The following is a 25,229-nucleotide window of genomic DNA, read 5'->3' on the forward strand; positions in this document are numbered from 1 at the left end:
TGTTGTCATGATTGATTCGCCCCGCGTGTGTATTCAGGTTCAGAGCATCTATGTGGAATCACAGTCGATCCCTGAAGAAGAGCGTTACGTCTTCGCCTATACCATCACCATCCGCAATCTGGGGCGGACCGACGTGCAACTGCTGGGCCGTTACTGGCTGATCACCAACAGCAACGGCCGCCAAACCGAAGTTCAGGGCGAAGGCGTGATCGGCGAACAGCCCGTCATTCCGCCCGGCGGAGAGTTTCAGTACACCAGCGGCGCCATTCTGGAAACGCCGCTGGGCACCATGGAAGGCCATTACGAAATGGTTGACCACCAGGGTCAGCCGTTCCGCACCGCTATTCCCGTGTTTCGCTTAGCCATTCCAACGCTGATCCATTAATTATGTCGACATACCTTATCGGCGACGTTCACGGCTGTTTCGATGAACTGAAGTCGCTGCTGGCTCAGGTTGCGTTCGATCCCGAGCGCGATCAACTGTGGCTGACCGGCGATCTGGTGGCGCGCGGCCCTGCCTCGCTGGACGTGCTGCGCTTCGTGCGCTCGCTCGGCCCGGCGGTGCGCATGGTGCTGGGCAACCACGATCTGCACCTGCTGGCGGTTTACGCCGGCATCAGCCGCAACAAACCCAAAGATCGCATCACCCCGCTGCTGGAGGCGCCGGACGCCGACGAGCTGATCAACTGGCTGCGCCGCCAACCGGTGCTGCAGGTGGACGATGAGAAAAAGCTGGTGATGGCGCACGCCGGCATCACCCCGCAGTGGGATATCGACACCGCGAAAATGTGCGCGCGCGAAGTGGAAGCGGTATTAAGCAGCGACAGCTACCCGCTGTTCCTCGACGCCATGTACGGCGATATGCCGAACAACTGGACGCCGGAGCTGAGCGGCCTGGCGCGTCTGCGTTTCAGCACCAATGCGCTGACGCGCATGCGTTATTGCTTCCCCAACGGCCAGCTCGACATGATCTGCAAAGATGCGCCGGGCACCGCACCCGCGCCGCTGAAACCGTGGTTCGAGCTGCCGCGCCTGGTGGATCCGGAATACACCATCGTCTTCGGCCACTGGGCCTCGCTGGAAGGCAAGGGCACGCCGGAAGGCGTGATCGGGCTGGACACAGGCTGCTGCTGGGGCGGCGATCTGACGATGCTGCGCTGGGAAGACCGCCGTTACTTCACGCAGCCCGCTAATCGCGGCGAGGCGCCCGACCACGCCGGCAGGCTGGCCGCGTTCTGAAAACATCAAGGCGGCCCCAGGCCGCCTTTGCTCTCTTTAGCGCCTTACGCCCCAATCACCCCGCCATCTTCACGCGTGATCATCAACACCGATGAACGCGGGCGCGGGCTGTTGTTTGGGAAGTGCGAATCGCCCTCTTCTCCCGGATGCTGCACGTTGACGAACATCGTCTTGTAGTCCGGGGTGAAGGTGATGCCAGTCAGTTCGCAGGACTTCGGCCCCACCATGAAACGGCGAATTTCGCCGCTGATCGGATCGCCCACCAGCATCTGGTTGTTGCCCTGCCCGGCGTAATCGCCCTTGTTGCTGTACTTGCCGTCGGTGAGGATCCACAGGCGGCCGGCGCGATCGAAGCCCAGCCCATCCGGGCTGTTGAAGGTATTTTCCGCCGTGATGTTCGGCGTGCCGCGGTTGACGCCTTCCGGGTGGGCGATCGGATTGCCGCACAGCGCATAGATGTCCCAGGCGAAGGTGCCGGCGGTGGCGTCGCCGCCCTCGTCCCAGCGAATGATCTGGCCATAGATATTGTTCGGCCGCGGGTTGGCGGCGTTCAGCGGCATCCCTTCCTCGCCGCGCTTGCTGTTGTTGGTCAACGTGCAGTACGCGCGGCCGTCATGCGGGTTCACCGCGATCCACTCCGGACGATCCATTTTGGTGGCGCCGACCTGCTGCGCCGCCTTGCGGGCGAAGATCAGCACTTCGGCCTCATCGCGGAAGCCGTTCTCCGGCGTCAGGCCGTTCTTGCCGAACTCGAGCGCAATCCAGCGCCCTTTGCCCTTCAGCGGCGTGCCGGCCTCATCGCCGTCGAACTGCGCCACGTACAGCGTCCCTTCGCCCAGCAGCGTGCGGTTGTTGGCCGGATTGGCGGCGTCGACCACGCCTTTGGAAACGTACTTATAGATATGTTCACCGCGCTCGTCGTCCCCCATATACACCACCAAACGGCCATCTTTGGCCACGGTCACCGCCGCGTTCTCGTGCTTGAAGCGGCCCAGCGCGGTGTGCTTGATGGGCGTCGAGGTCGGATTCAGCGGGTCAATCTCGACGATCCAGCCGTGGCGGTTGAATTCATTGGGGTTCTTCGCCACGTCGAAGCGCTCGTCATAGTCCGGCCAGTTGCGCTCCGGTTCGCTGGCCTTCAGCGTGTAGCGCTTCTGTTCCGGCGTGGTTTTGTAATCAGCCTGATGAGTGCCAAAGTAGGTATCGAAGTTTTCTTCGCAGGTCAGGTAGGTGCCCCACGGCGTCTTGCCGTTGGCGCAGTTGCCGAAAGTGCCCACCACCTTGCGCCCGCTCGGATCGGCGGCGGTCTGCAGCAACGGGTGCCCGGCGGCCGGGCCGCTGAACTGCATTTCGGTATTGGCGGTGATGCGGCGGTTATAGCGCGACGGGCGCTCCACCTCCCAGCGCTGGCCGTCGCCGACGCGCTTTACCGCCACGATGGAGACGCCGTGCGCCGCCTGCGATTTGCGCACCTCTTCCAGGCTGGTGGCCTTGGCGCCGCCGTGGGCGAACAGGTACTGCTCGTTAACGTATTCGTTATTGATGGCCATCACGCCATGATTGTCATCGATCGGGAAGAAGCTCATGCCGTCGTTATTGTCGCCGAACTGTTTTTCCTGATCGGCGGCGCTGTTGTTGCCCTGCGGATCGAAGGCCGGCGCGCCGTCCACCAGCGGCTCGCCCCAGGAGATCAGCACCTCGGCGCGGTAGCCCGGCGCGATGGTCACCTCATCGGCGGTAGACGCGGCGATACCCTGAAAGCCCAACAGCTTGTTCGGCGGCAGATCCTCGGCCAACGCCTCACTGGAGACCGACCAGATGCCGCCGCCGAGAAAACCGGCCAGGCCGACGGCGCCGGCGCTGCCGAGCAGCAGTTTGCGGCGAGTGGGATCGATCAGGCGGTCGGCGTCTAATTGCTCAATTTGCTTGGTCATAGCGTGGTTACCTTTTTAGTTATGGCGCCGCGGTCAAGATTCACCAGAGTTGCCGTGGCGCTCGGAGTTGGGCTTCATACTAATCAGGTAATGTGACGGAAAGGTTACAAACGACGGACGCAAAAAGGCCGGGGGCGCAATTGCTTGCGCCCCCGGGGAGAGTTGGCTAACGCGCTTAAATCAGCGGCGCTGCAGGATTTCGAAGCAGTAGCTGTGCGAGTTCAGATCGTCGGCGTCGTGGAATTCGCTGAATGTGGTTTCCCACTCGTCCGGCTCGTAATCCGGGAAGTGGGTATCGCCGCCGACTTCGGCGTCGATGTGCGTCAGGTACAGGCGATCGGCGCGCGGCAGCAGCTGGGTATAGATGCGCCCACCGCCGATCACCATCACTTCTTCCACCTCGCCCGCGGCGGCCAGCGCTTCATCCAGCGAGGTCACCCAGGTCACCCCGGCGGCATTGCCCGGGCGGCTGCTCAAAACGATATTGTGGCGGCCCGGCAGCGGGCGGCCGATGGACTCGAAGGTCTTGCGGCCCATAATAACCGGCTTATTCAACGTGTTGCGTTTAAACCACGCAAGGTCCGCCGGCAGGTGCCACGGCATAGCGTTTTCCATGCCAATAACGCGATCCGCCGCCAAGGCAGCGATCAGGCTGATAATCATTGTTTAACCCTGTGTAGGCAGCAAAATTGGTGACACTATACGTAAAGGCCTGAGTGCCGTCGATAGGCTAATCAAGCAAGATGAATATATAAGATAGCTCTTATCAGTATATCTAATAACCAACGATCTCCCGCCGGGTCATTTCACACGCCGGGGCGCTTGCGGTACAGCCACAGGCCCGGCAACGACAGGCCGATCGACAATGCGCCAACGATAAAACTGGCCTTGAGGAAGTTGGTGATCATGGTCTCCATCAGGGCTTCGCTGTAGCCCAGATGCGAGATCTCTACCACAGTTATCATCGCGGTATAGGCGGAAATGCCGGGGAACATCGGGATCACTGCCGCCACGGTGAACACCTTCGGGTGCGCCAGCAGCCAGCGCGACCAGTAGATGCCGATGATACCGATCAGGATCGCCGCCAGCAGCGAGGCCCACTCAATGTTCATGCCGCCATGCATCATCAGCATGCGCGAGCCGCGCCCGATAGCCCCGAGCAACGCGCAATAGCGCAGCGCGCGCAGCGGCACGTTGAACACCATGGCGAAGCCCAGCGCCGGCACCGCCGCCAACAGCATCTCCTGCAACAAGGCCCACAGCAGACTCATGACCACCCCCGCAGATCCCACAGCGACATCGCCATCACCACCCCGATGCAGGTCGCCAGCGTCAGCAGGCTGGCCATCGCCCAACGCGCCAGCCCGGTATTGACGTGCCCCTTGAACATGTCTGCCACCGCGTTGATCAGCGGGAAGCCCGGCACCAGCAACAGCACGCTGGCGGCCATCGCCACGCTCGAGGTGTCTTTAAACGCCGGCAGGCGCAGCAGTAGCCCGGAGATCGACGTAGCGACAAACGCCGTCAGGCAAAAATTGATCAGCGGATTCATATGGCGGGCGGTGAGGATTTGGCGCACCAGCATCGCCGCGCCGCTGGCGATAAAGGTCACCAGGAAAGCATCGCCGCCGCCGCCGTTGAGCATGCTGAAACACCCGCATGACAACCCCACCATAAGCACCACCAGCCAGCGCGGGTAACGCAGCGGCCGGATCCTGTCAAAGCGGCGCGCCACGTCGTGCGCATCCGCCAGGCGATGCTCGGCGAGGATCACGATATGCTGCACTTCGGTCACCACCTGCATATTGATGCCGCGATCGACGTTCTTGCGGGTGGTGGTCAGACAGGCGCCGTGGCTGAGGGTGGTCAACACCACCGCATTGGCGGAGATCGAGCTTTCCACGCTGTCCATCCCCAGCGCCAGCCCCAGGCGGGTCGACAGCTGTTCCACCACCGTGCTCTCGGCGCCGTGCTGCAACAGCAGCAGCGCGCATTGAATGCACAGGCGGGTAATTTCACGCTGTTGCCGGTGCGGCTCCGGCCGGTCTGTGGCGTTAGTCTGCTGCATGGTGCTCCGTTGCTGGCGGTAGATGAATTATTATCATAGAGCCTAACAATACCTCATTGGGTTGATGCGCATCAGAGGAAGCGGCGTTATTATCGCCAGAACTCTGTCTTTTGCGCGAGACGCTCCCATGCTTGAAACTTCGCTGTTCGTCGCCGGCATTGCCGCCCTCGGCATGCTCTCCCCCGGCCCGGATTTTTTCCTGGTGATCAAAAACGCCGCCCGCTATCCACGGCTGGCCGCCATGATGACCGCCTTCGGCGTGATCTGCGGCGTCGCCACCCACATGTCCTACTGCGTCGCCGGGCTGGCGGTGGTGATCACCACCACGCCGTGGCTGTTTAACCTGCTGAAATACGCCGGGGCGGTCTATCTGGTGTGGATCGGCATCCAGGCGCTGCTGTCGCGCGGCGGCGGCAAGATGAACGTCAGCAATCTGCCGCAGCAGCAGGTCAGCCTGAAGAGCGCCTTTGCGCAAGGCTACCTGTGCAACCTGCTGAACCCGAAGGCCACCCTGTTCTTCCTGGCGGTGTTCACCCAGGTGCTGCAGATCGATTCCGGTCTGGGCGACAAGCTGTGGTACGCGGGGATTATTCTCGGCCTGTCGGTTATCTGGTGGCCGCTGCTGGTGTTCCTGATCCAGAGCGGGCCGGTGCGCCGCGGGTTGGAAAAGACCCAGAAGATCGTCGACAAGCTGCTGGGCGGCATGCTGATCGCCTTGGGCATCAAGGTCGCACTGAGCTAAGCAAAAGAAGGGGCGCCGATCTGGCGCCCCTACTCTTATCCTTTGGCTTCCACCACCTCGTCCTCCGGCGCCTTGCCATCGATACTGCCGCGCCAGCCGGTCTGCTGCACCCGCGCCAGCCGATTCTGATCCTGCTCGATGGCCGCGCTGAGCATCTCCTTGGCCCGCTGCAGGCTGGCGATGCGGAACTCGGTGTCCTGATAATTCTCCAGCGTGTCTTCCAGCATCTTCAGGTTATAGCGGCGGAACGTGTCCGCCTTCTCGCGCGCCTCATAGGCGTCCAGCCCCAGCAGCTCCAGCGTTTCACGGCCGACGCGCAGCGAGCTTTCGAAGGTTTCGCGCTCCGGTGTTTCCACCCCCAGCTGCCGCAGCTGATACCAGTGATCGACGTCGCGCGCCCGTGCCACCACCTTCAGATGCGGGAAGTGCTGCCTGGCCAGTTCGGTTAGCGCCAGGCTGTCTTCCACGTCATCGATGGCGTTGATCAGCACCTTGGCGTGGGCGGCGCCAGCGGCCTCCAGCAGATCGGCGCGCGTGGCGTCGCCGTAGAACACCTTGGTGTCGAATTTGCGCAGCGTTTCGATATGGTCCGGATCGTGATCCAGCACCACGGTGTGTACGCCGTTGGCCAGCAGCAAGCGGCCGGCGATCTGGCCGAAACGGCCGAAGCCGGCGATGATCACGCTGGCATTTTCGTCGTCGATGACGTCCGCCGGGCGCTCCTCTTTCGGCGCATTTTTCTCCAGCTGCGCGGCGATCACCAACAGCAGCGGCGTGGCCGCCATCGACAGCGCCACCGCCAGCGTCAGCGACTTGGCCCATTCGACCGGCAGTACGCCGGCCAGCTGCGCGGCGCTGAAGATCACGAAGGCGAATTCACTGCCCTGCCCCAGCAGAATGGCAAACAGGCCACGCTGGCGCTTCGGCACGCCGAGCAGCGGCCCAATCAGCCACAGCAGCGCCGCCTTGATCAGCATAAAGCCCAGCAACAGAGAGGCGATCAGCAGCGGGTGATGGAACAGCGTGCCGAAGTCGATCGACATGCCGACGCCGATAAAGAACAGCCCCAGCAGCAGCCCTTTGAACGGCTGAATATCGCTCTCCAGCGCGTGGCGGTATTCCGAGCTCGCCAGCAGCACCCCGGCGAGGAACGCCCCCATCGCCATCGACAGCCCGGCCATCTCCAGCAGGATGCCGAAGCCGAACACCAGGAACAGCGCCACGGCGCTGAACACCTCGCGCATGCCCGAACGGGCGACGAAGTGCAGCAGCGGGCGGGTGACGTAGCGGCCGAGCAGCACCACCATCGTCAACGCGCCCACCACCTTGGCCGCCGACAGCACGAAAGCGCCCAGCGTGGTGGTGGCGCCGCTGCTGGCCAGCAGCGGGATCATCGCCACCAGCGGGATCGCCGCGATATCCTGGAACAGCAGCACCGCAAACGCGCTGCGGCCGATCGGCGACGGCGTCAAATTGCGTTCGCTCATCGCCTGCATGGCGATGGCGGTGGATGAGAGGGCCAGCGTCAGGCCGATCAGCAGCGCCACCTTCCAGTTGAGGCCGAGGAAGTAACAGAAGGCGCTCAGCGCCAGGCCGCAGCCCACCATCTGAATGCTGCCGCCGCCGAATACCGAGGCGCGCAGCGTCCACAGCCGCTTGGGATCCAGCTCCAGGCCGATGATAAACAGCATCAGCACCACGCCGATCTCGGCGAAGGTCAGGATCGATTCGGCGTCCGACACCAGCTTCAGCCCCCAGGGGCCAATGATGCAGCCGGCGATCAGGTAGCCGAGCACCGAGCCCAGCCCCAGACGCACCGCGATCGGCACGAACAGCGCGGCGGAGCCGAGGTAGATCAGCCCCTCGATCATCATGTGGTGATTATCCATGGCTGGCCTCCCGAGTTTCCGCTTCGGCATGTTCCATCAGATAGTCGACCAACCGCTGCCGGTAGGCTTCGCCGGCGGCGAGCAGCGCCGGTTCGTTGCAGGTAAAAGTATTATGTACGGCAAAATAGGGTTGCCAGTTCATGCCGCAGTAGATCGCCGTGGCCTGCAGCGGCTGCGCCAGCGCAGCGAAGTTGGGAAAGTCGCCCAGCTCGAAGTGGTGCTCGTCGCCGCCGCTGGTCACCGCCCACAGGCAGTCTTTACCCACCAGCGCGTTGCCGTCGTGGCCGTAGGCCCAGCCGTGCTCCAGCACTTTGTCGATCCACAGCTTCAACAGCGGCGGGAAGCTGTACCACTGCATCGGATGCTGCAGCACCACCAGGTCGGCACGCTCCAGCGCCCGCTGCTCGGCGTTGATATCGATATTGAAATCGGGGTACAGCTCATACAGCGAGCGCACCTCTACCTCGGGGAGATCCCTCACCGCCTGCAGCAGGCGCTGATTGGCATGCGAATGCCGGGGATACGGGTGAGCGTAAATTATCAGAATCATTGTTATCGTCGTTCCTTCGTTCCTTGCCAATACACCAAGCATATACCAATCACACAGGGTGACAGTTTGGCCACTGATTGATAGCGGAAATTTTTAACGCCTGCCGACAAATTCGCTGAATAAAAAAAGGGCGCTGCATTGAACTGCAGCGCCCCTGGCGTAGCGTTATCGCGCGGTTACTTGCCGATGCGCGCGTGCATTTCCTGCACCGACGTCACCTGCTCGGTCGGATCCGCTTTCAGCGCCATCGCGGTGGCGAAGCCGCCGTTCAACGTGGTGTCGTAGTGCACCTTGTACTGCAGGGCGCTGCGGCGAATCAGCTTGGAGTCCTCAATCGCCTGACGGCCGGCCGTGGTGTTGACGATGTAGGTGTACTCGCCGTTTTTGATACGGTCCTGAATGTGCGGACGCCCTTCGTGCACCTTGTTGACCAGGCGCGGGTTGATGCCCGCTTCGCCCAGCACCACCGCGGTGCCGTGGGTGGCGTCCAGCTCGAAGCCTTGCTTCAGCAGGCTGGCGGCCAAATCGACCACGCGAGCCTTGTCGCCTTCACGCACCGACAGCAGCGCGCGGCCCTGTTTCTTCATGCCCGAGTTGCTGCCCAGCATCGCTTTGGAGAAGGCTTCCGCAAAGGTGCGGCCCACGCCCATCACTTCCCCGGTAGAGCGCATTTCCGGCCCCAGAATCGGGTCGACGCCCGGGAATTTGTTGAACGGCAGCACCACTTCTTTCACCGAGTAGTACGGCGGGATAATTTCTTCGGTCACGCCCTGCTCGACCAGCGTTTTGCCCGCCATTACGCGCGCGGCCACTTTGGCCAGCGGCACGCCGGTCGCTTTGGAGACGAACGGCACGGTACGCGCGGCGCGCGGGTTGACTTCAATCAGGTAGACTTCGTTGTCTTTCACCGCGAACTGCACGTTCATCAGGCCGCGCACCTGCAGCTCGAACGCCAGTTTTTCCACCTGGCGACGCATCACGTCCTGAATTTCCTGGCTCAGGGTGTACGCCGGCAGCGAACATGCGGAGTCGCCGGAGTGCACGCCCGCCTGCTCGATGTGCTCCATGATGCCGCCAATCAGCACGCGCTCGCCGTCGCAGATGGCGTCGACGTCCACTTCCACCGCGTCGTCCAGGAAGCGGTCCAGCAGCACCGGCGCATCGTTGGACACGCTGACCGCAGTCTGGAAGTAACGGCGCAGGTCGGTTTCGTCATAGACGATTTCCATCGCCCGGCCGCCCAGCACGTAGGAAGGGCGCACCACCAGCGGATAACCGATGCCCGCCGCCTTCTCCACCGCCTGCTCAATGGCAGTGACGGTGGCGTTGGCCGGCTGCTTCAGGCCCAGGCGGTTGACCGCCTGCTGGAAGCGCTCGCGGTCTTCGGCGCGGTCGATGGCGTCCGGGCTGGTGCCGATGATCGGCACGCCCGCGGCTTCCAGCTCACGCGCCAGCTTCAGCGGGGTCTGGCCGCCGTACTGCACGATCACGCCCTTCGGCTTCTCGATGCGCACGATTTCCAGCACGTCTTCCAGCGTTACCGGCTCGAAATACAGACGGTCGGAGGTGTCGTAGTCGGTGGAGACGGTTTCCGGGTTGCAGTTGACCATGATGGTCTCGTAGCCGTCTTCGCGCAGCGCCAGCGAGGCGTGCACGCAGCAGTAGTCGAACTCGATGCCCTGGCCGATACGGTTCGGCCCGCCGCCCAGCACCATCACTTTCGGCCGGTCGTTGGTCGGGTTGGACTCGCACTCTTCTTCATAGGTGGAGTACATGTAGGCGGTGTCGGTGGCGAATTCCGCCGCGCAGGTATCCACGCGCTTGTACACCGGATGCAGGCCGTGGCTGTGGCGCAGCTTGCGAATTTCGCTCTCGGCGACGCCGGCCAGCTTGGCCAGACGCGCATCGGCGAAGCCCTTGCGCTTCAGGGTGCGCAGGAACGCTTTGTTCAGGCCGTTGATGCCCGCTTCGGCCACCTGCTCTTCCAGGCGCACCAGCTCTTCAATCTGCACCAGGAACCAGCGGTCGACGTTGGTCAGGTTGAAGACGCCGTCAACCGACAGACCGGCGCGGAAGGCGTCGGCGATGTACCAGATGCGGTCAGAGCCGGCGTCTTTCAGCTCGCGGCGGATCTTGGTCAGCGCTTCCGGATCGTCCAGGCTCACTTTCGGGTCGAAGCCGGTGGCGCCCACTTCCAGGCCGCGCAGCGCTTTTTGCAGCGACTCCTGCTGGGTGCGGCCGATGGCCATCACTTCGCCGACCGATTTCATCTGGGTGGTCAGGCGGTCGTTGGCGCCGGCGAACTTCTCGAAGTTGAAGCGCGGGATCTTGGTCACGACGTAGTCGATGGACGGTTCGAACGATGCCGGGGTGCGGCCGCCGGTGATGTCGTTCATCAGCTCATCGAGGGTGTAGCCCACCGCCAGCTTGGCGGCGATCTTGGCGATGGGGAAGCCGGTGGCTTTCGACGCCAGCGCCGAAGAGCGCGACACGCGCGGGTTCATTTCGATAACGATCAGGCGGCCGGTTTTCGGGTTGACCGAGAACTGCACGTTGGAGCCGCCGGTTTCCACGCCGATCTCACGCAGCACCGCCATCGAGGCGTTGCGCATGATTTGGTATTCCTTGTCGGTCAGGGTCTGGGCCGGTGCGACGGTGATCGAGTCGCCGGTGTGGATGCCCATGGCGTCGAAGTTTTCGATGGAACAGACGATGATGCAGTTGTCGTTCTTATCGCGCACCACCTCCATCTCGTACTCTTTCCAACCGATCAGCGATTCATCGATCAGCAGCTCGTTGGTCGGTGACAGATCCAGGCCGCGTTCGCAGATCTCTTCGAACTCTTCGCGGTTGTAGGCGATGCCGCCGCCGGTGCCGCCCATGGTAAAGGAAGGGCGGATGATGCACGGGAAGCCGACGTCAGCGGCGACCGCCAGCGCTTCTTCCATGGTGTGCGCGATGCCGGAACGCGCGGTATCCAGACCGATTTTCTTCATCGCCACGTCGAAACGGCGACGGTCTTCGGCCTTGTCGATCGCATCGGCGGTGGCGCCGATCATGGTCACGCCGAACTCGGCCAGCACGCCCTGACGCTCCAGCTCCAGCGCGCAGTTCAGCGCCGTCTGGCCGCCCATGGTCGGCAGCACCGCATCCGGGCGCTCTTTTTCGATGATCTTGCGCACCACTTCCCAGTGGATCGGCTCGATGTAGGTCGCGTCGGCCATTTCCGGGTCGGTCATGATGGTCGCCGGGTTGGAGTTGACCAGAATGACGCGGTAACCCTCTTCGCGCAGCGCTTTACACGCCTGGGCACCCGAGTAGTCGAACTCACACGCCTGGCCGATAACGATCGGACCAGCGCCGAGGATCAGGATGCTTTTTATGTCTGTACGTTTTGGCATTTTTTTACTGCTCCTGATTATTTGGCGTTAGAACGGTAAGTCTCAATCAGTTCGATAAAGTGATCGAACAGCGGCGCGGCATCGTGCGGGCCTGGGCTGGCTTCCGGGTGCCCCTGGAAGCTGAATGCCGCCTTGTCGGTGCGGTGAATGCCCTGCACCGTGTGGTCGAACAGCGATTTGTGCGTGACGCGCAGGTTCGCCGGCAGGTTGTTTTCATCGACGGCGAAGCCGTGGTTCTGCGCGGTGATCATCACGGTGTTGTTGTCCAGATCCTTCACCGGGTGGTTGCCGCCGTGGTGACCGAGCTTCATTTTCATGGTTTTCGCCCCGCTGGCCAACGCCAGCAGCTGGTGGCCCAGGCAGATGCCGAACACCGGGATGTCGGTTTCCAGGAACTGTTTGATGGCGGCGATGGCGTAGTCGCACGGCTCCGGGTCGCCCGGGCCGTTGGACAGGAAGATGCCGTCCGGATTCATTTTCAGCACCTCCTCGGCCGGGGTCTGCGCCGGCACCACGGTCAGGCGGCAGCCGCGATCCACCAGCATACGCAGGATGTTGCGCTTGGCGCCGTAGTCGTAAGCCACCACGTGGAACGGCAGCTCCGCGGCGGTTTTGGCTTCGGGCAGGTCGCCTTCAAGCGTCCAGCTGCCTTGCTGCCAGCTGTAAGCCTCTTGGGTGGTGACCTCTTTCGCCAGATCCATGCCCTTCAACCCCGGGAAACCTTGCGCCTTGGCCAGGGCCAGCGCGGCGTCCGGCGAGTCGGCGGCGATGATGCAGCCGTTCTGGGCGCCCTTCTCGCGCAGCAGGCGGGTTAATTTACGGGTATCGATATCGGCGATCGCCACGATGTTGTGACGCTTGAGGTAGTCGGACAGGCTTTCTTCGTTGCGGTAGTTGCTGGCGATCAGCGGGAGGTCACGAATGACGAGGCCTTGGGCGTGTACTGCGGAGGATTCTTCGTCGGAAGCATTGGTGCCGACATTGCCGATATGAGGATAAGTAAGAGTAACGATCTGGCGGGAATAGGAAGGATCAGTGAGGATTTCTTGATAACCGGTCATCGACGTATTGAAGACCACTTCCCCCACTGCCGTTCCCTCTGCCCCGATGGCCCGACCGTGGAATTGGGTTCCGTCTTCCAGAACCAATAGCGCTGACTTTATCAAAACATCCTCCGAGGAATAATCAATCACAATATTTGCATATTAATTCAGATATCGCGATCTAAATCAATGCAAAAACCGTCCGCGAGGCCAATTTTTGGCAAATTGGGCGCATTTTAATGATGAGTGCCCGGCTTGTCTACCCAAACTGCCGTTTTTTGTTTTATTTTTGCAGTTCTCGGCGCTCATGCGGCTTGAGCGTCGATAAAAACACAGAAAACCGAGGCTAGAAAACGGTTGCGAAGCTGAATGACGGAAAATGGCGCCAGAATGGGCTTAAAAAGACGCTGAAGTGGGATCTGGTGGATGAAAACGGAGTGATTAGCGAGATAATCATCGATAAATAACAATCAAGACAACAAAAACACACCAACACTTCATTTTTCATGTTAAAAAAAAGGACAATAAATTTATTGTCCGATTATCATAGCATTATGATCAATACAACCACATCACGATGGTATGCAAATCAATTATAATTGGTCCAAATTCAACACGTCGCGCATATCAAACAGACCTTTATCACGGTTATGTAACCAGGAAGCCGCGCGCACCGCGCCGCTGGCAAAAGTCATACGGCTAGAGGCTTTATGGGTGATTTCCACCCGTTCACCGATGTCAGCGAACATCGCGGTGTGCTCGCCAACGATGTCGCCGGCGCGAATGGTGGCAAAGCCGATGCTTTTCGGATCGCGCTCGCCGGTATGGCCTTCGCGCGCATAGACCGCGCAGCTTTTCAGATCGCGCCCCAGCGCGCCGGCGATCGCTTCGCCCATGGCCAACGCCGTGCCCGACGGCGCATCCACTTTGTGGCGGTGGTGCGCCTCAACGATTTCGATATCGGTATAGTCGCCCATCACCTGCGCGGCCTTCTCCAGCAGTTTCAGCACCAGGTTGACGCCGACGCTGAAGTTGGCGGCGAACACGATGCCGATATGCTGCGCCGCATCGCGGATCGCCTGCTTGCCGGTGTCATCGAAGCCGGTAGTGCCAATCACCATCGCCTTGTGGTGCGCCACGCAAAAATCCAGGTAGCCCCGGGTGCTTTCCGGGCGGGTGAAGTCGATCAAAATATCGAACTCGTTCGCCACCTTCTCCAGACTGTCGCTCACCTTGACGCCCAGCGCGCCAATGCCCGCCAGCTCACCGGCGTCGACGCCGATCAGGCTGGAACCCGGGCGCGACAGCGCCGCCCCCAATACCACGCCTTCCGCCTGCTGCACCGCCTGGATCAACTGACGGCCCATCCGGCCGCCGGCGCCCGCAATCGCAATGCGGATTTGTGTATCACTCATGCTTGCTCTCTTCTTGATTTGACGCCTATCCCATTAGGCTATCGATTCAGGGTAACCGCCCCGCTTCAGCGTCGCCAGAGGATTCATTTCATAATTAGAAAATTATGATATTCCCCCGCTTTCATCAGCGGCGCTGTCGTGAGATTAACATTCAACCGATTTGGCGACCTGCGACGATTGTACATAATCATGCAGTTTCCATCGCAAAAAAATGCGGAAAAAAGGCGCCGAAAACGGCGCCTGCGGAAGGGAGAACGGCGAGGTCAGGCGGTAATGGCGGCCACTTCGTTGGCGATCGCCGTCAGCGCGTCGTGGCGGGCATAGTCCTCACGCACCAGCGCCGCACGTTGCCGATAGATCGGCTGCTGCAGAATGCGCGTCGCCGCCGCCAGGATCTGTTCGGCGCTCGGCGTGCTGGTGTGCAGGCTGATGCCGCAGCCGGCGGCCACCACACGCGCGGCCGCCTCCAGCTTGTCCTCGCCGGTGCCGGCGACGATCAGCGGCACGCCGCTGTCCAGCGCATAGTTGATCGAGCCGTAACCGCCGTTGGTGATCAGCAGCGCCGTCTCCGGCAGCCAGCGTTCGAAGGAGATAAACTCCCGCACTCTGGCATTGCCCGGCAGCGCGTCCATCAGCCCCTCCGTCGCCCGTCCGCCGGTGGTGGCCAGCACCCGCACCGGCAGATGCGCCAGCGCTTGCAGCGTCGGCACGATCAGCTGATGCAGATCGACATTGGCCAGCGTGCCCTGAGACACGATCACCAGCGGCCGACGATCGTCCGCCTCCCACAGCGTCTCTTCCGCCGCCGGCTGGCCGCCGCTGCGCAGCGGGCCGACGAATCGCACGCCGCTCGGCAGATCGTCACGCTCATATTCCAGCGCCGTGGTAGCCAGCTGCAGGAAACGCTCGCAGCCGCCGATCAGCGCGTCGGTGAACGGGCGATCCAGCGCCCGCCCGCCCGCCTGCAGCAGCGCCGCATCGAAGCTCTGCTGCACGTCATCGATCAGCACGCGCGTTTCCTCATCCACCAGCTGCTCACGGGTCAACGCCTGCGGCAGCAGCGCCGGCGGGATACGCGGGCCATAAAAAATAGCATCGCGCGAAGAATACGACAGCGGCGTAACGCCGATACCGAAGACCGGCGGCCGCGCGGCGGACTGCAGCAGCGGCAGCACGCCGTAGAAGCAGTTCTCCACCATCAGCAGATCGGTCTTTTCGGCGGCGATGGCCGCACGCAGCTGCCGATCCAGCAACGGGATCGGCGCGGCGAAGAAATCCTTCAGCGCCAGCGCCATCTGCGCATTGCCCGGCGGCAGCGCGGCGCGCTCGGGGAAGTGCTCTTCCAGGTGGCGGTAATCGAAATCCACCTGCGCGTCGACCGGCACGAAGCTCGCGCCCGCCGCCTCGGCGCGTTCGCGAAACAGCGCGCCGGTCATCACCCGCACCTGATGCCCTTGGGCAATCAGGTGGCGAGCGATGGCTAACATCGGGTAGACGTGCCCCGGAGTGGCGACCGCCGCCATCAGTATCCTTGCCATAATGCTCCTTTACGCTTCTGCGTTGGCCGGCTTCAGCGCCAGATTGGCGCACACCGGGTTGCTCTGAATATGCACGCGCTGCAAATGACGCGCGGAACGGGCGGTAAAGCCCTCACGGCCGTGCAGCAGCGAGAAGTTGTCCGCCACCACCACGTCGCCCTGCTGCCACTGATGGGCATAATAGTGACGCGGATCGTACAGGTGCTGCTGCAGAGTGTGGTGGAACTGTTCCTGCTGGTGTTCCGGCACGCCGTGGTATTCCAGCGCATGTTGATTGAGGAATTTTTTTCCTTCCGTCGGCGGTTCATTGTAGCGCATGATTAAGCCCCTGCCGTTCGGGTGCTGCACCACCAGCGGCGAACAGACTTCGCCGCCGTAATGCACCACCTGCTTGATGCGGTAGGTGATCGAGACCGACAGCCACTGATCCAGCAGCGCTTCTTCCGCATTGGCCAACAGCCGCGTGGTGTCGACGAAGGTGGTGCATCCGCCTTCGTCCGGCGACGGCGCCGCCACGCAGTGGAACAGCTGGAACTCGGGGATGGTCGGCTTATACATGCCATCCCAATGCAGCGGGACGTAGCTGCTGTCGAAAATATGATCCTTGGCGTCCGGATGCTCCTTCACGTCCAGCACCGCGCCGAACGGCCACATCATGATCTCGCCCCACTGCTCGGCGTAGCGAGTCAGAACTTCCGCCTCGCTGAAACCCGAGTCGAATCCGCGCAGCACCAGCAAGTGGTGTTCCTGCGCCAGCGCCCGCAGCGCCGCCACCGGCAGCTCGCCGATCTTTTGCCCCGGATGCTGCGGCGTCAGGATCGCGCCAAACGGGGTATTCGGTTGAATATGGCAATTAAGCGGTTGGTTGTTCATCGGTGATTCTCCTTGCATCGAATGTGCTGCTCACACGGCAACGTGCCGTCAAAAACGCGCCCGCCAGGATTTCGGGCGCAAAAGCCCGCCACGGCCTCAGGCCATCTGCGGTTGTTCGATCAGGTAATGGCTCGGCGTGCCGCGGATCTCCACCAGTTCGCCGTCCAGGCTCTGCGCGTCTTTACGCTTCATCAGCACGAACTGGCCGTTCACGTTGGCCGCCACGCCGTGCCACGGCGTCAGCCAGTCGTCTTTGGTCGGCATCATGTGGATGCCCATTTTCAGGCTGTCGGCCGGTTGCGGGTGAATCGACAGGCGGATCGCCGCCGGGAAATGCTGCGCCAGCAGGTTGCCCCAGGCCCAGCTGCGCTGGATCACGCCGCAGGCACGTTGTTTGGCGTCTTTCTGCAGCGCGGCGTTGGAACCGCTGTAGCCCGGCAGCTGGCTGTCTTCATACAGGAAGCGCGTGATGGCGCGGTACAGCAAGAGGCCCTGTTCGTCCTGCATCAGCTGTTGCTTGATCGCCTCTTCCGATTCGGCATAGCCCTCCACCAACAGCCGGCGCAGCAGATCGTAATCATCGGTATGTTCCGCCAGGCCTTTGACGTCGCCGAGGTTGAACACGCTCAGGTGCGTCGCGCCCACTTCATGCAGCAGGCTTTCAATCTCACGCTGATAGTGGTTGATCGCTTCATCGCTGACGCGGATCAGATCGCCGAACACGTGGCCGTCGGAGCAGATAACGATATGCGCCCCCGGCGGGTAATAGAGTTGAATGCGCTGGCACAGCGAGTTGAGGAAGATCAGCGACAGCCGCTCCGCCATGTCCGGCACCGCGCCGATCACCTTGTTGGTGTTGGGCGACTTGGTGGGAAAGGCCGGCAGCACGAATTCGATACGTTGCTCGTTTTCAATGAATGCCCGAATGCGCGGCAATTGCACCTGAGTGACCCGCCGTTCTTCTTCAGCAATCGAGGTATCGTCGCCGGGGAAGCGGCGGCGGTATTGCAATAATTCACGTAGGATTTTTAACGATATTTCTTCTTTCTGAGCGCTGTCCACAATGAGCTCCTGTTGCGATGTGGCGCGGGTGAATTATTGATAAGCGCAATAAGATTTATCAAAAAGAGAAAAAACCCTGCGAAATAATAATCAGCCCGGCGTTTATATGCTTCAGGCAATATAGAAGAGATAGTGCTATATTATTAGCCCGTATAATTCACAATCTTGGTTAAGTTGTGCTTAACAAACTATGAGCAATATTTTAAAACGCATGGCCATTTTCTCAAAAGTGGTCGATTGCGGCGCATTCAGCATGGCGGCAAAAGAATTGGGCATGACGACTTCCGCCGTCAGCCAGCATATTCGCCAGTTGGAGGAACATCTGGGCATTCAATTACTGCTGCGATCGACGCGTTCATTGAGTCTGACCGAAGCCGGATTGTGCTTTTATGAAGATTGCCTGCTGATGATCCACGCCGCCGAACGTGGCCAACAACGGATCGCCGCGCTGCGCGGCGAACTGGTCGGTGAGCTGCGCGTCGCCACCTCCACCGAATTCGCCACTCACTATCTGGTGCCGGCGCTGCAAAGTTTTCTCGACGAACATCCCCGTCTCACGCTGCGGCTGGAAATTCACGATGAGAAGATAGATCTCATCACGCAGCGCATCGATCTGGCGATACGCGGCGGCGTGCTGGCCGACTCCAGCTACGTTTCCACGCGGCTGGCGCGCTGCCGCGAAGTGCTGTGCGCCTCGCCGGCTTACCTGGCGCATCACGGCGTGCCGGATTCGCCACAGGCGCTGACGCACCACCAATGGGTCACCTTTACGCCGCTCGGCAACCCGCAGTTTGTCCGTCTGATCCATCGCAACGGCGGTGAACACCGCATGCGTATGACCGGGCGCTTGTTCACCAACAGCGGTATGGCGATGAAGGAGTTGGCGCTGACCGGCAAGGGTATCATTCGCAATTTCTTCGCCAACGTTGAACGTGAATTGCGCAGCGGCGAGCTGATTGAAATATTGCCCGATTGGCGGTTACCGGAAATTAATTGCTATGCCATTATGCCGCGCAGGGAGATCCAGCCATTAAAAGTCAGACGATTGCTTGAACATATGAAACTCTATTTGCAGGAGAAGGGATTAAGCGCCGTAGAACATATTCGGCAGGAATAAAATAAGAAACATCTGCAACATCTATTATTGTAATTATTGTAATCACCTTGCCAACACCGGGCTCCTTTTAGATTGCAGCCTAATGATATTTTTATTAATGACTTTTCGCCAGCCTATATAATTAATCACATCGACGTTATTTCAAATACTCAGAATAAATTTGACTTTAGTTAGCAGAAAATTTGAATATGCATGGAATATTATTTTTTTACGCGGCGCGCTTTCCAAAAAAAACGGGAAGCCTAAGCTCCCCGTTGTCATCCGCCGGCGCATGTCAGTCGATCTGACGAACGTCCACGCGCAGCTCTTTAGGCACTTCAAACACGATGTTCTCTTCACGCCCGCTGATTTCATGCACGTCCAGGCCACCCAGCGCTTTCAGGCGAGAGATCACCTCCTGCACCAGCACGTCCGGTGCCGAGGCGCCGGCGGTAACGCCGATATTGCGCGCTTCGCTCAGCCAGCTTTCCTGAATATCCGCCGCCGAGTCGATCAGATAAGCCGGTTTGCCGACGCGCTGCGCCAGTTCCGCCAGACGGTTGGAGTTGGAGGAGTTCTTCGACCCCACCACCAGCACCACGTCCGCATCGCCGGCCAGGTTGCGCACCGCTTCCTGACGGTTGGTAGTGGCGTAGCAGATATCATCCTTACGTGGCCCGATAATTTTCGGGAAACGCTGACGCAAGGCGTCGATCACGTCCGAGGTATCATCCACCGACAGCGTGGTCTGCGTCATGAAGCACAGGTTGTTTTCGTCTTTCACCTGCAGCTTCCACACGTCTTCCGGCGATTCGACCAGGTACATGCCACCCTGCGGGTTGCTGTACTGGCCCATGGTGCCTTCCACCTCCGGGTGCCCGGCGTGGCCGATCAGGATCGCTTCGGTGCCGCGGCGGCTGGCGCGCGCTACTTCCATATGCACCTTGGTCACCAGCGGGCAAGTGGCGTCGAACAGCATGGTCAGATCGCGCGCCTTGGCTTCGGCACGCACCGCCTGAGAAACGCCGTGCGCCGAGAAGATCAGGATAGAACCGTCCGGCACTTCGGCGATCTCTTCGATAAACACCGCGCCGCGCTCACGCAGGCTGTCGACCACGTAGCGGTTGTGCACCACTTCATGCCGCACGTAGATCGGCGCGCCATACAGCTCCAGCGCACGTTCCACGATGCTGATCGCACGATCAACCCCGGCGCAGAAGCCGCGCGGGTTAGCCAGCAATATTTGCATGCATCTCCTCCTGCTGCGGATCGATCTCCAGCACTTCGATATCGAAGGTCACCGGATGGCCCGCCAGCGGATGGTTGAAATCGACGGTGATCGAATCTTCCGCCACCGCGCGCACCACGCCCGGCATTTCACTGCCGTCGATGGCGGTAAACAGCATGATGGTGCCCACGTCCGGCACGCCGGTTTCCGCGAAGTCGCGGCGCGAGAAGAACTGAACCAGATCCGGGTTCTCCGCGCCGAACGCCGCTTCCGGCTGCAGGGTAAAGGCGCATTTGTCGCCCGCGCGCAGGCCAAGCAGCTGCGCTTCCAGCGGCGCCGACAGGCTGCCGTCCCCCAGGCGGAACAGCGCCGGTTTACCGCTGCTGCGGGTGGATTCGGCGGTCGAACCGTCTTCCAGTTTCAGCGTAAAGTGAACCAGTACCGCGCTGTCACTGATAACCTGAGCCGTCATATTACTCACCTTTACTCTTTGCGCTTTTGTTCGCCGGCGACAGGAAACCTTCCAGCACGATCATCGCCGCGCCCACGCAGATAAAGCTGTCCGCCAGGTTGAAGGTCGGGTAGTGCCAGTCGCCGACGTAGAAGTCGATGAAATCGACCACAAAACCGTGCCACAGGCGGTCGAACAGATTGCCCAGCGCCCCGCCGATGATAAAGGCGTAGGCGATGTTGTTCAGCTTCTGCTGCGCCGCACTGCGGTACATCATCACCAGCAGCACCGCAACGATGGCGATGGCGATGCCGGCGAAGAACCAGCGCTGCCAGCCGCCGTGATCGGCGAGGAAGCTGAACGCGGCGCCGTAGTTGCGCGCGTAAAACAGGTTGAACGACGGGATCAACGGCTGGGACTGCCCCAGCGTAAAGTTAGCGAGGATCCACTGCTTGCTGCCGAAATCCAGCGCCAGCACCGCCACCACAACCCACAGCCAACGCAGGCCGGTCGAACAAATTGATTTACTCATCAGGCGCGAGTTCTCAGGCAAAGTTACGCTTCTCGCCGTCACCGGCGACGTTGCTTACACAGCGGCCGCAGATGTCTGCGTGCTCCGCCACCAGGCCGATATCGGTGGTGTAATGCCAGCAGCGCGGGCACTTCTCACCCGGCGCCGTGCTGAAGGCGATCTTCAGCCCTTTCAGCAGCTCGGAAGCCTGCGCGTCGGCCGGCGCCTCCGCCAATGGCGCCACGCTGGCCGCAGAGGTCAGCAGCACGAAGCGCAGCTCATCCTGCAGGCTGTTCAGGCGCACCGACAGCTCGCTGTCGGCATACAGCGTCACCGCCGCTTCCAGCGAACCGCCGAGGCGTTTGTCGGCGCGCGCCTGCTCCAGCACCTTGTTCACTTCGCCGCGCACTTTCAGCAGCTCGGCCCAGAAAGCGTCGTTCATCGGCTCGCCTTCCGCCAGCCCGAACAGGCCGTCGTACCACTCTTCGGTGAACACGTACTGCGCGCGCTTGCCCGGCATGAAGCCCCAGATCTCGTCCGCAGTGAACGACATGATCGGCGCCATCCAGCGCACCAGCGCTTCCACGATGTGATACAGCGCGGTCTGGCAGCTGCGGCGGGCGACGCTGTCGCTCTTCGCGGTGTACTGACGATCCTTGATGATATCCAGGTAGAAGGAGCCCATCTCGACCGAGCAGAACTGCATCAGACGCTGCACCACTTCGTGGAAATCGTAGTTGGCGTAAGCCTGCTCGATATCCTGCTGCGCCGCCAGCGCACGGCCGACCGCCCAGCGATCCAGCACCACCATGTCTTCCGGCGCCACGCAATCGGTGCTCGGCTCGAACCCGTTCAGGTTGGCCAGCAGGAAGCGCGCGGTGTTGCGGATGCGGCGATAAGAGTCGGCGGAACGCTTGAGGATCTCGTCGGACACCGCAATCTCGCCGGTGTAATCGGTCGACGCCACCCACAGACGCAGAATGTCGCCGCCCAGCTTGTTCATCACGTCCTGCGGGCTGACGGTGTTGCCGATCGACTTGGACATCTTGCGGCCCTGGCCGTCAACGGTGAAGCCATGGGTCAGCACTTCTTTATAAGGCGCCTTGCCTTTCATCGCGGTGGAGATCATCAGCGATGACATGAACCAGCCGCGGTGTTGGTCGGAGCCTTCCAGATACATGTCGGCGCTGTGGCCGTGGAACTCAGGACGCACGTCGACCACCGAAGCGTGGGTGGAGCCGGAGTCGAACCACACGTCCAGCGTATCCGGCACTTTCACGTAGTCGGCGGCGTCCGCGCCGAGGATGTCGGCCGCGTCCAGATCCCACCAGGCCTGAATGCCGTCTTGCTCGACGCGCTTGGCCACTTCTTCCATCAGCTCAACGCTGCGCGGGTGCAGCTGCTCGGTTTCTTTATGCACGAACAGCGACATCGGCACGCCCCAGGTGCGCTGACGCGAGATGCACCAGTCCGGGCGGTTGGCCACCATCATTTCGATACGCGCCTGGCCCCAATCCGGGATCCACTGCACGCCTTTGATCTCTTCCAGCGACTGCTGACGCAGGCCTTTCTGATCCATGCTGATGAACCATTGCGGCGTGGCGCGGAAGATGATCGGCGTCTTGTGGCGCCAGCAGCACGGGTAGCTGTGCAGGAACTTCTCGACGTGCAGCAGCGCGCCTTTCTCACGCAGCAGGTCGACGATCAGATCGTTGGCCTTGAAGACGAACTTGCCGTCCAGCAGCGGATGAGTACCGGTCAGGTAGCAGCCGTTCGGCCCTACCGGGTTGGCGATCTCCAGACCGTATTTTTGGCTGATGACGAAGTCATCCGGACCGTGGCCACCTGCGGTATGCACCGCACCGGTACCGGCGTCCAGCGTCACGTGCTCGCCCATAATGGCCGGCACGTCGAAGCCCATAAACGGGTGTTTGAAGCGCAGCAGCTCCAGATCGGCGCCTTTGCAGCTGCCCAGCACCGTCCATTCGGTGATGCCGGCGCGTTTCATCACGCTTTCCACCAGTTCGGCCGCCAGGATCAGACACTGGCCGTCAACCTGCACCAGCTGATAGGTGAAGTCCGGGTGCAGCGAGATCGCGCGGTTGGCCGGCAGGGTCCACGGGGTGGTGGTCCAGATAACCAGGGAGATGGCGCCGCTGAAGTTGCTCACGCCGAACTTGGCCGCCACGGCAGCCGCGTCGGCCGCATGGAAAGTCACGTCGATCGACGGCGAAGTCTTGTCGTAATACTCCACTTCCGCTTCCGCCAGCGACGATCCGCAGTCGGTGCACCAGTGAACCGGCTTGGCGCCTTTCAGCAGGTGGCCGTTGCTGATGATCTTGCCCAGCGCGCGGATAATGTTGGCTTCAGTTTTGAAGTCCATGGTCAGGTACGGACGATCCCAGTCGCCCAGTACGCCCAGGCGGATGAAGTCCTTTTTCTGGCCTTCAACCTGCTCGGCCGCGTACTCGCGGCACTTCTGGCGAAACTCGGCCGCCGTCAGCTTCTCGCCCGGCTTGCCGTACAGCTGTTCAACCTTCAATTCGATCGGCAGACCGTGGCAGTCCCAACCCGGCACATAAGGCGAGTCGAAGCCGGCCATCCCTTTCGACTTGATGATAATGTCTTTGAGAATCTTGTTAACCGAGTGACCAATGTGAATGCTGCCGTTCGCATACGGAGGGCCGTCATGCAAAATGAAGGTTTTTTTGCCCTTTTTGGCAGTACGAATAATCCCGTACAGATCCTGTTCATACCAACGTTGCAGCATGCCAGGTTCGCGCTTGGCGAGATCGCCGCGCATCGGGAACCCTGTTTCCGGCAAGTTCAGGGTATTCTTGTAGTCACTCATTAGATTCTCGGTTCCGTTTTCGGCTATAGAGATTAAACCGGTGTCTGTAGCCCGAAGAACTTCCGGGCCGTCACCACATCATTGGCGATTTGCTGCTTCAGGGCATCGAGCGAAGCAAACCGCTGTTCATTGCGCAATTTTGCGCGGAGCACCACCTCAATATGGCGCCCGTAAAGATCCATTGTGACATCCAGCAGATGCACTTCCAGCTGCTGGCGCACGCCGGCGACGGTCGGGCGCGTACCGATATTGGCCACGCCCGGCAGCGGCTGCAGCCCCAGGCCGTACACTTCCACCGCATACACCCCTTTCACCGGCGCCACCAGGCGCTTGAGCGGCAGGTTGGCGGTCGGGAAGCCGATGGTGCGGCCCAGCTCGTCGCCATGCACCACGCGCCCGGAGATGCTGTACGGGTGGCCCAGCAGGGTCTCCGCCAGCGGCAGATCGTCCTCACTCAGCGCGGTGCGGATCGCGGTGCTGCTGATGCGCCGATCGCCTTCGCGGAAGGTCGGGGTGCTGACCACCTCGAAGCCGTACTCTTTTCCGGCCTGCTGCAATAGCGGAAAATCGCCCTGGCGCCCGGCGCCAAAGCGAAAATCATCCCCCACCATCAGGAATTTGACGCCCAGCTTTTCCACCAGCAGCTCGGCGACGAACGCCTGCGCGGTGTTGGCGGCAAAACGCGGATCGAACTTGACGCAGAGCAGGTAATCGACGCCCGCCTGCGCCAGGTAGTTGGCCTTGTCGCGCAGGCGCGTCAAGCGGGCCGGCGCCTTGTCTGCGGCGAACATCTCCAGCGGCTGCGGCTCAAAGATCATGACCATCACCGGCAGCCCGAGGCGTTGCCCTTGTTGCTTCAACTGCTCCAGCAACGCCTGATGACCGCGATGCACGCCGTCAAAGTTGCCGATGGTGAGCACGCAACCATGGTGGCGCGCCCGGATATTGTGAATGCCGCGAATTAGCTCCATAGCTGGCTCAAAACAGTGGAAATCGGCGGATTATACCTTGTACAGCCGGTAAGGTTAACCCGCGATTGGTGCCTTTATGTAATAGACACACCATACCGGAGATAATCTGCGCGTGAAACGGCTTCGCCGCAGTTTATCCGGCGCCGCCGGGCCGATTCTCGACCGCAGCCAACGGCTTGCGCCCGCCGCGGCAAAACATTGGCGAATTTTCTCGCGAAACACTGTATTCCCAAGAGCGAAGCTGGTAAAATCCTGCGCCATCACAACGTAGCGAGTGCCGCCTGTACAAACGGCGCTTATTTGCACAAATCCATTGACAAACGAAGGCTAAAAGGGCATATTCCTCGGCCTTTGAATTGTCCTCAAT

The 25,229-nt window shown here is 61.1% G+C and carries 21 protein-coding genes; 4 read left to right on the top strand and 17 right to left on the bottom strand.

Annotated elements, in window-relative coordinates; genetic code table 11:
- Positions 1–7: 7 nt before the first annotated feature.
- Both apaG and apaH read left to right on the top strand, forming a co-directional pair.
- Positions 8–385, top strand: coding sequence for a Co2+/Mg2+ efflux protein ApaG (gene apaG / locus ACJ8IN_RS03165; RefSeq protein WP_016929119.1), 378 nt, complete (start codon positions 8–10; stop codon positions 383–385).
- A gap of 2 nt (positions 386–387) precedes the next feature.
- Positions 388–1,239 (top strand): bis(5'-nucleosyl)-tetraphosphatase (symmetrical) ApaH, encoded by an 852-nt coding sequence (gene apaH / locus ACJ8IN_RS03170; RefSeq protein ID WP_060427221.1) that lies wholly within the window; start codon positions 388–390, stop codon positions 1,237–1,239.
- Between the two features lie 44 nt (positions 1,240–1,283).
- Here apaH and ACJ8IN_RS03175 read toward each other — a convergent pair whose 3' ends face one another.
- The 4 genes from ACJ8IN_RS03175 to ACJ8IN_RS03190 all read right to left on the bottom strand — a co-directional run bounded on the left by ACJ8IN_RS03175 (position 1,284) and on the right by ACJ8IN_RS03190 (position 5,241).
- Entirely contained in the window at positions 1,284–3,173 is a 1,890-nt protein-coding gene (locus tag ACJ8IN_RS03175; protein WP_060427222.1) for a PhoX family protein, read from the bottom strand.
- A 180-nt stretch (positions 3,174–3,353) separates the two neighbouring features.
- A complete protein-coding gene (gene folA, locus ACJ8IN_RS03180; RefSeq protein WP_033637073.1) occupies positions 3,354–3,836 on the bottom strand; it encodes a type 3 dihydrofolate reductase in 483 nt (160 codons plus the stop codon).
- Positions 3,837–3,979: 143 nt separating this feature from the next.
- A complete protein-coding gene (locus ACJ8IN_RS03185; RefSeq protein WP_033637072.1) occupies positions 3,980–4,444 on the bottom strand; it encodes a threonine/serine exporter in 465 nt (154 codons plus the stop codon).
- On the bottom strand, positions 4,441–5,241 hold the full coding sequence (locus ACJ8IN_RS03190; protein WP_033637071.1) for a threonine/serine ThrE exporter family protein: 801 nt from the start codon (positions 5,239–5,241) through the stop codon (positions 4,441–4,443). The genes ACJ8IN_RS03185 and ACJ8IN_RS03190 overlap by 4 nt, the downstream gene beginning before the upstream one ends.
- Positions 5,242–5,368: 127 nt before the next feature.
- On the opposite strand from ACJ8IN_RS03190, the gene ACJ8IN_RS03195 reads away from it, so the two are divergent.
- Complete coding sequence (locus ACJ8IN_RS03195; RefSeq protein WP_015376619.1) at positions 5,369–5,983, top strand: LysE family translocator; 615 nt, start codon at positions 5,369–5,371, stop codon at positions 5,981–5,983.
- A gap of 35 nt (positions 5,984–6,018) precedes the next feature.
- Here the strand turns inward: ACJ8IN_RS03195 and kefC are convergent, their stop codons facing one another.
- The 8 genes from kefC to pvcA form a co-directional block, all read right to left on the bottom strand.
- Positions 6,019–7,872, bottom strand: a complete 1,854-nt coding sequence (gene kefC, locus ACJ8IN_RS03200) for a glutathione-regulated potassium-efflux system protein KefC (RefSeq protein ID WP_060427223.1) — start codon at positions 7,870–7,872, stop codon at positions 6,019–6,021.
- Positions 7,865–8,422 (bottom strand): glutathione-regulated potassium-efflux system oxidoreductase KefF, encoded by a 558-nt coding sequence (gene kefF / locus ACJ8IN_RS03205; RefSeq protein ID WP_033637069.1) that lies wholly within the window; start codon positions 8,420–8,422, stop codon positions 7,865–7,867. The genes kefC and kefF overlap by 8 nt, the downstream gene beginning before the upstream one ends.
- Positions 8,423–8,598: 176 nt before the next feature.
- Positions 8,599–11,823: a carbamoyl-phosphate synthase large subunit gene (gene carB / locus ACJ8IN_RS03210; protein ID WP_038873387.1), complete on the bottom strand. Its 3,225-nt coding sequence runs from the start codon at positions 11,821–11,823 to the stop codon at positions 8,599–8,601.
- 17 nt (positions 11,824–11,840) lie between these two features.
- On the bottom strand, positions 11,841–12,989 hold the full coding sequence (gene carA, locus ACJ8IN_RS03215) for a glutamine-hydrolyzing carbamoyl-phosphate synthase small subunit (RefSeq protein WP_072021635.1): 1,149 nt from the start codon (positions 12,987–12,989) through the stop codon (positions 11,841–11,843).
- Positions 12,990–13,459: 470 nt separating this feature from the next.
- On the bottom strand, positions 13,460–14,281 hold the full coding sequence (gene dapB, locus ACJ8IN_RS03220) for a 4-hydroxy-tetrahydrodipicolinate reductase (protein WP_060427224.1): 822 nt from the start codon (positions 14,279–14,281) through the stop codon (positions 13,460–13,462).
- 263 nt (positions 14,282–14,544) lie between these two features.
- Entirely contained in the window at positions 14,545–15,804 is a 1,260-nt protein-coding gene (locus ACJ8IN_RS03225; RefSeq protein WP_060427225.1) for a glycosyltransferase, read from the bottom strand.
- A gap of 24 nt (positions 15,805–15,828) precedes the next feature.
- Positions 15,829–16,692: a TauD/TfdA dioxygenase family protein gene (locus ACJ8IN_RS03230; protein ID WP_060427226.1), complete on the bottom strand. Its 864-nt coding sequence runs from the start codon at positions 16,690–16,692 to the stop codon at positions 15,829–15,831.
- 96 nt (positions 16,693–16,788) lie between these two features.
- Positions 16,789–17,754, bottom strand: a complete 966-nt coding sequence (gene pvcA / locus ACJ8IN_RS03235; RefSeq protein ID WP_033637062.1) for an L-tyrosine isonitrile synthase — start codon at positions 17,752–17,754, stop codon at positions 16,789–16,791.
- Positions 17,755–17,965: 211 nt separating this feature from the next.
- On the opposite strand from pvcA, the gene ACJ8IN_RS03240 reads away from it, so the two are divergent.
- Positions 17,966–18,871: a LysR family transcriptional regulator gene (locus ACJ8IN_RS03240; protein WP_225369078.1), complete on the top strand. Its 906-nt coding sequence runs from the start codon at positions 17,966–17,968 to the stop codon at positions 18,869–18,871.
- Positions 18,872–19,145: 274 nt separating this feature from the next.
- On the opposite strand, the gene ispH is transcribed toward ACJ8IN_RS03240, so the two are convergent.
- From ispH to ribF, 5 genes are read right to left on the bottom strand one after another with little or no spacing between them, the layout of a single operon-like run.
- A complete protein-coding gene (gene ispH / locus ACJ8IN_RS03245) occupies positions 19,146–20,099 on the bottom strand; it encodes a 4-hydroxy-3-methylbut-2-enyl diphosphate reductase (protein ID WP_033637058.1) in 954 nt (317 codons plus the stop codon).
- Positions 20,080–20,550 (bottom strand): FKBP-type peptidyl-prolyl cis-trans isomerase, encoded by a 471-nt coding sequence (gene fkpB / locus ACJ8IN_RS03250; protein WP_033637057.1) that lies wholly within the window; start codon positions 20,548–20,550, stop codon positions 20,080–20,082. Before fkpB ends, ispH begins: the two co-directional genes overlap by 20 nt.
- A gap of 1 nt (position 20,551) precedes the next feature.
- A complete protein-coding gene (gene lspA / locus ACJ8IN_RS03255; RefSeq protein ID WP_041033196.1) occupies positions 20,552–21,061 on the bottom strand; it encodes a signal peptidase II in 510 nt (169 codons plus the stop codon).
- A gap of 13 nt (positions 21,062–21,074) precedes the next feature.
- On the bottom strand, positions 21,075–23,891 hold the full coding sequence (ileS, locus tag ACJ8IN_RS03260; protein ID WP_197846571.1) for an isoleucine--tRNA ligase: 2,817 nt from the start codon (positions 23,889–23,891) through the stop codon (positions 21,075–21,077).
- 32 nt (positions 23,892–23,923) lie between these two features.
- Positions 23,924–24,862, bottom strand: a complete 939-nt coding sequence (ribF, locus tag ACJ8IN_RS03265) for a bifunctional riboflavin kinase/FAD synthetase (protein ID WP_308325417.1) — start codon at positions 24,860–24,862, stop codon at positions 23,924–23,926.
- Between the last annotated feature and the right edge of the window lie 367 nt (positions 24,863–25,229).

Origin of the sequence: Serratia sp. CY31944, from assembly GCF_052169175.1 — a bacterium.
In the GTDB taxonomy this organism is placed as follows: Bacteria; Pseudomonadota; Gammaproteobacteria; order Enterobacterales; family Enterobacteriaceae; genus Serratia; species Serratia sarumanii.

Excerpts from the sequence above, each read along its gene's own strand:
- ACJ8IN_RS03240 (WP_225369078.1), top strand. The coding sequence starts at position 17,966 with ATGGCCATTTTCTCAAAAGTGGTCGATTGCGGCGCATTCAGCATGGCG.
- ACJ8IN_RS03230 (WP_060427226.1), bottom strand. The coding sequence starts at position 16,692 with ATGAACAACCAACCGCTTAATTGCCATATTCAACCGAATACCCCGTTT.
- folA (WP_033637073.1), bottom strand. The coding sequence starts at position 3,836 with ATGATTATCAGCCTGATCGCTGCCTTGGCGGCGGATCGCGTTATTGGC.
- ACJ8IN_RS03190 (WP_033637071.1), bottom strand. The coding sequence starts at position 5,241 with ATGCAGCAGACTAACGCCACAGACCGGCCGGAGCCGCACCGGCAACAG.
- kefF (WP_033637069.1), bottom strand. The coding sequence starts at position 8,422 with ATGATTCTGATAATTTACGCTCACCCGTATCCCCGGCATTCGCATGCC.
- ispH (WP_033637058.1), bottom strand. The coding sequence starts at position 20,099 with ATGCAAATATTGCTGGCTAACCCGCGCGGCTTCTGCGCCGGGGTTGAT.
- kefC (WP_060427223.1), bottom strand. The coding sequence starts at position 7,872 with ATGGATAATCACCACATGATGATCGAGGGGCTGATCTACCTCGGCTCC.
- lspA (WP_041033196.1), bottom strand. The coding sequence starts at position 21,061 with ATGAGTAAATCAATTTGTTCGACCGGCCTGCGTTGGCTGTGGGTTGTG.
- ACJ8IN_RS03175 (WP_060427222.1), bottom strand. The coding sequence starts at position 3,173 with ATGACCAAGCAAATTGAGCAATTAGACGCCGACCGCCTGATCGATCCC.
- ACJ8IN_RS03225 (WP_060427225.1), bottom strand. The coding sequence starts at position 15,804 with ATGGCGGCGGTCGCCACTCCGGGGCACGTCTACCCGATGTTAGCCATC.
- ACJ8IN_RS03185 (WP_033637072.1), bottom strand. The coding sequence starts at position 4,444 with ATGAGTCTGCTGTGGGCCTTGTTGCAGGAGATGCTGTTGGCGGCGGTG.
- carB (WP_038873387.1), bottom strand. The coding sequence starts at position 11,823 with ATGCCAAAACGTACAGACATAAAAAGCATCCTGATCCTCGGCGCTGGT.
- dapB (WP_060427224.1), bottom strand. The coding sequence starts at position 14,281 with ATGAGTGATACACAAATCCGCATTGCGATTGCGGGCGCCGGCGGCCGG.
- apaH (WP_060427221.1), top strand. The coding sequence starts at position 388 with ATGTCGACATACCTTATCGGCGACGTTCACGGCTGTTTCGATGAACTG.
- ACJ8IN_RS03195 (WP_015376619.1), top strand. The coding sequence starts at position 5,369 with ATGCTTGAAACTTCGCTGTTCGTCGCCGGCATTGCCGCCCTCGGCATG.
- ileS (WP_197846571.1), bottom strand. The coding sequence starts at position 23,891 with ATGAGTGACTACAAGAATACCCTGAACTTGCCGGAAACAGGGTTCCCG.
- fkpB (WP_033637057.1), bottom strand. The coding sequence starts at position 20,550 with ATGACGGCTCAGGTTATCAGTGACAGCGCGGTACTGGTTCACTTTACG.
- ribF (WP_308325417.1), bottom strand. The coding sequence starts at position 24,862 with ATGGAGCTAATTCGCGGCATTCACAATATCCGGGCGCGCCACCATGGT.
- apaG (WP_016929119.1), top strand. The coding sequence starts at position 8 with ATGATTGATTCGCCCCGCGTGTGTATTCAGGTTCAGAGCATCTATGTG.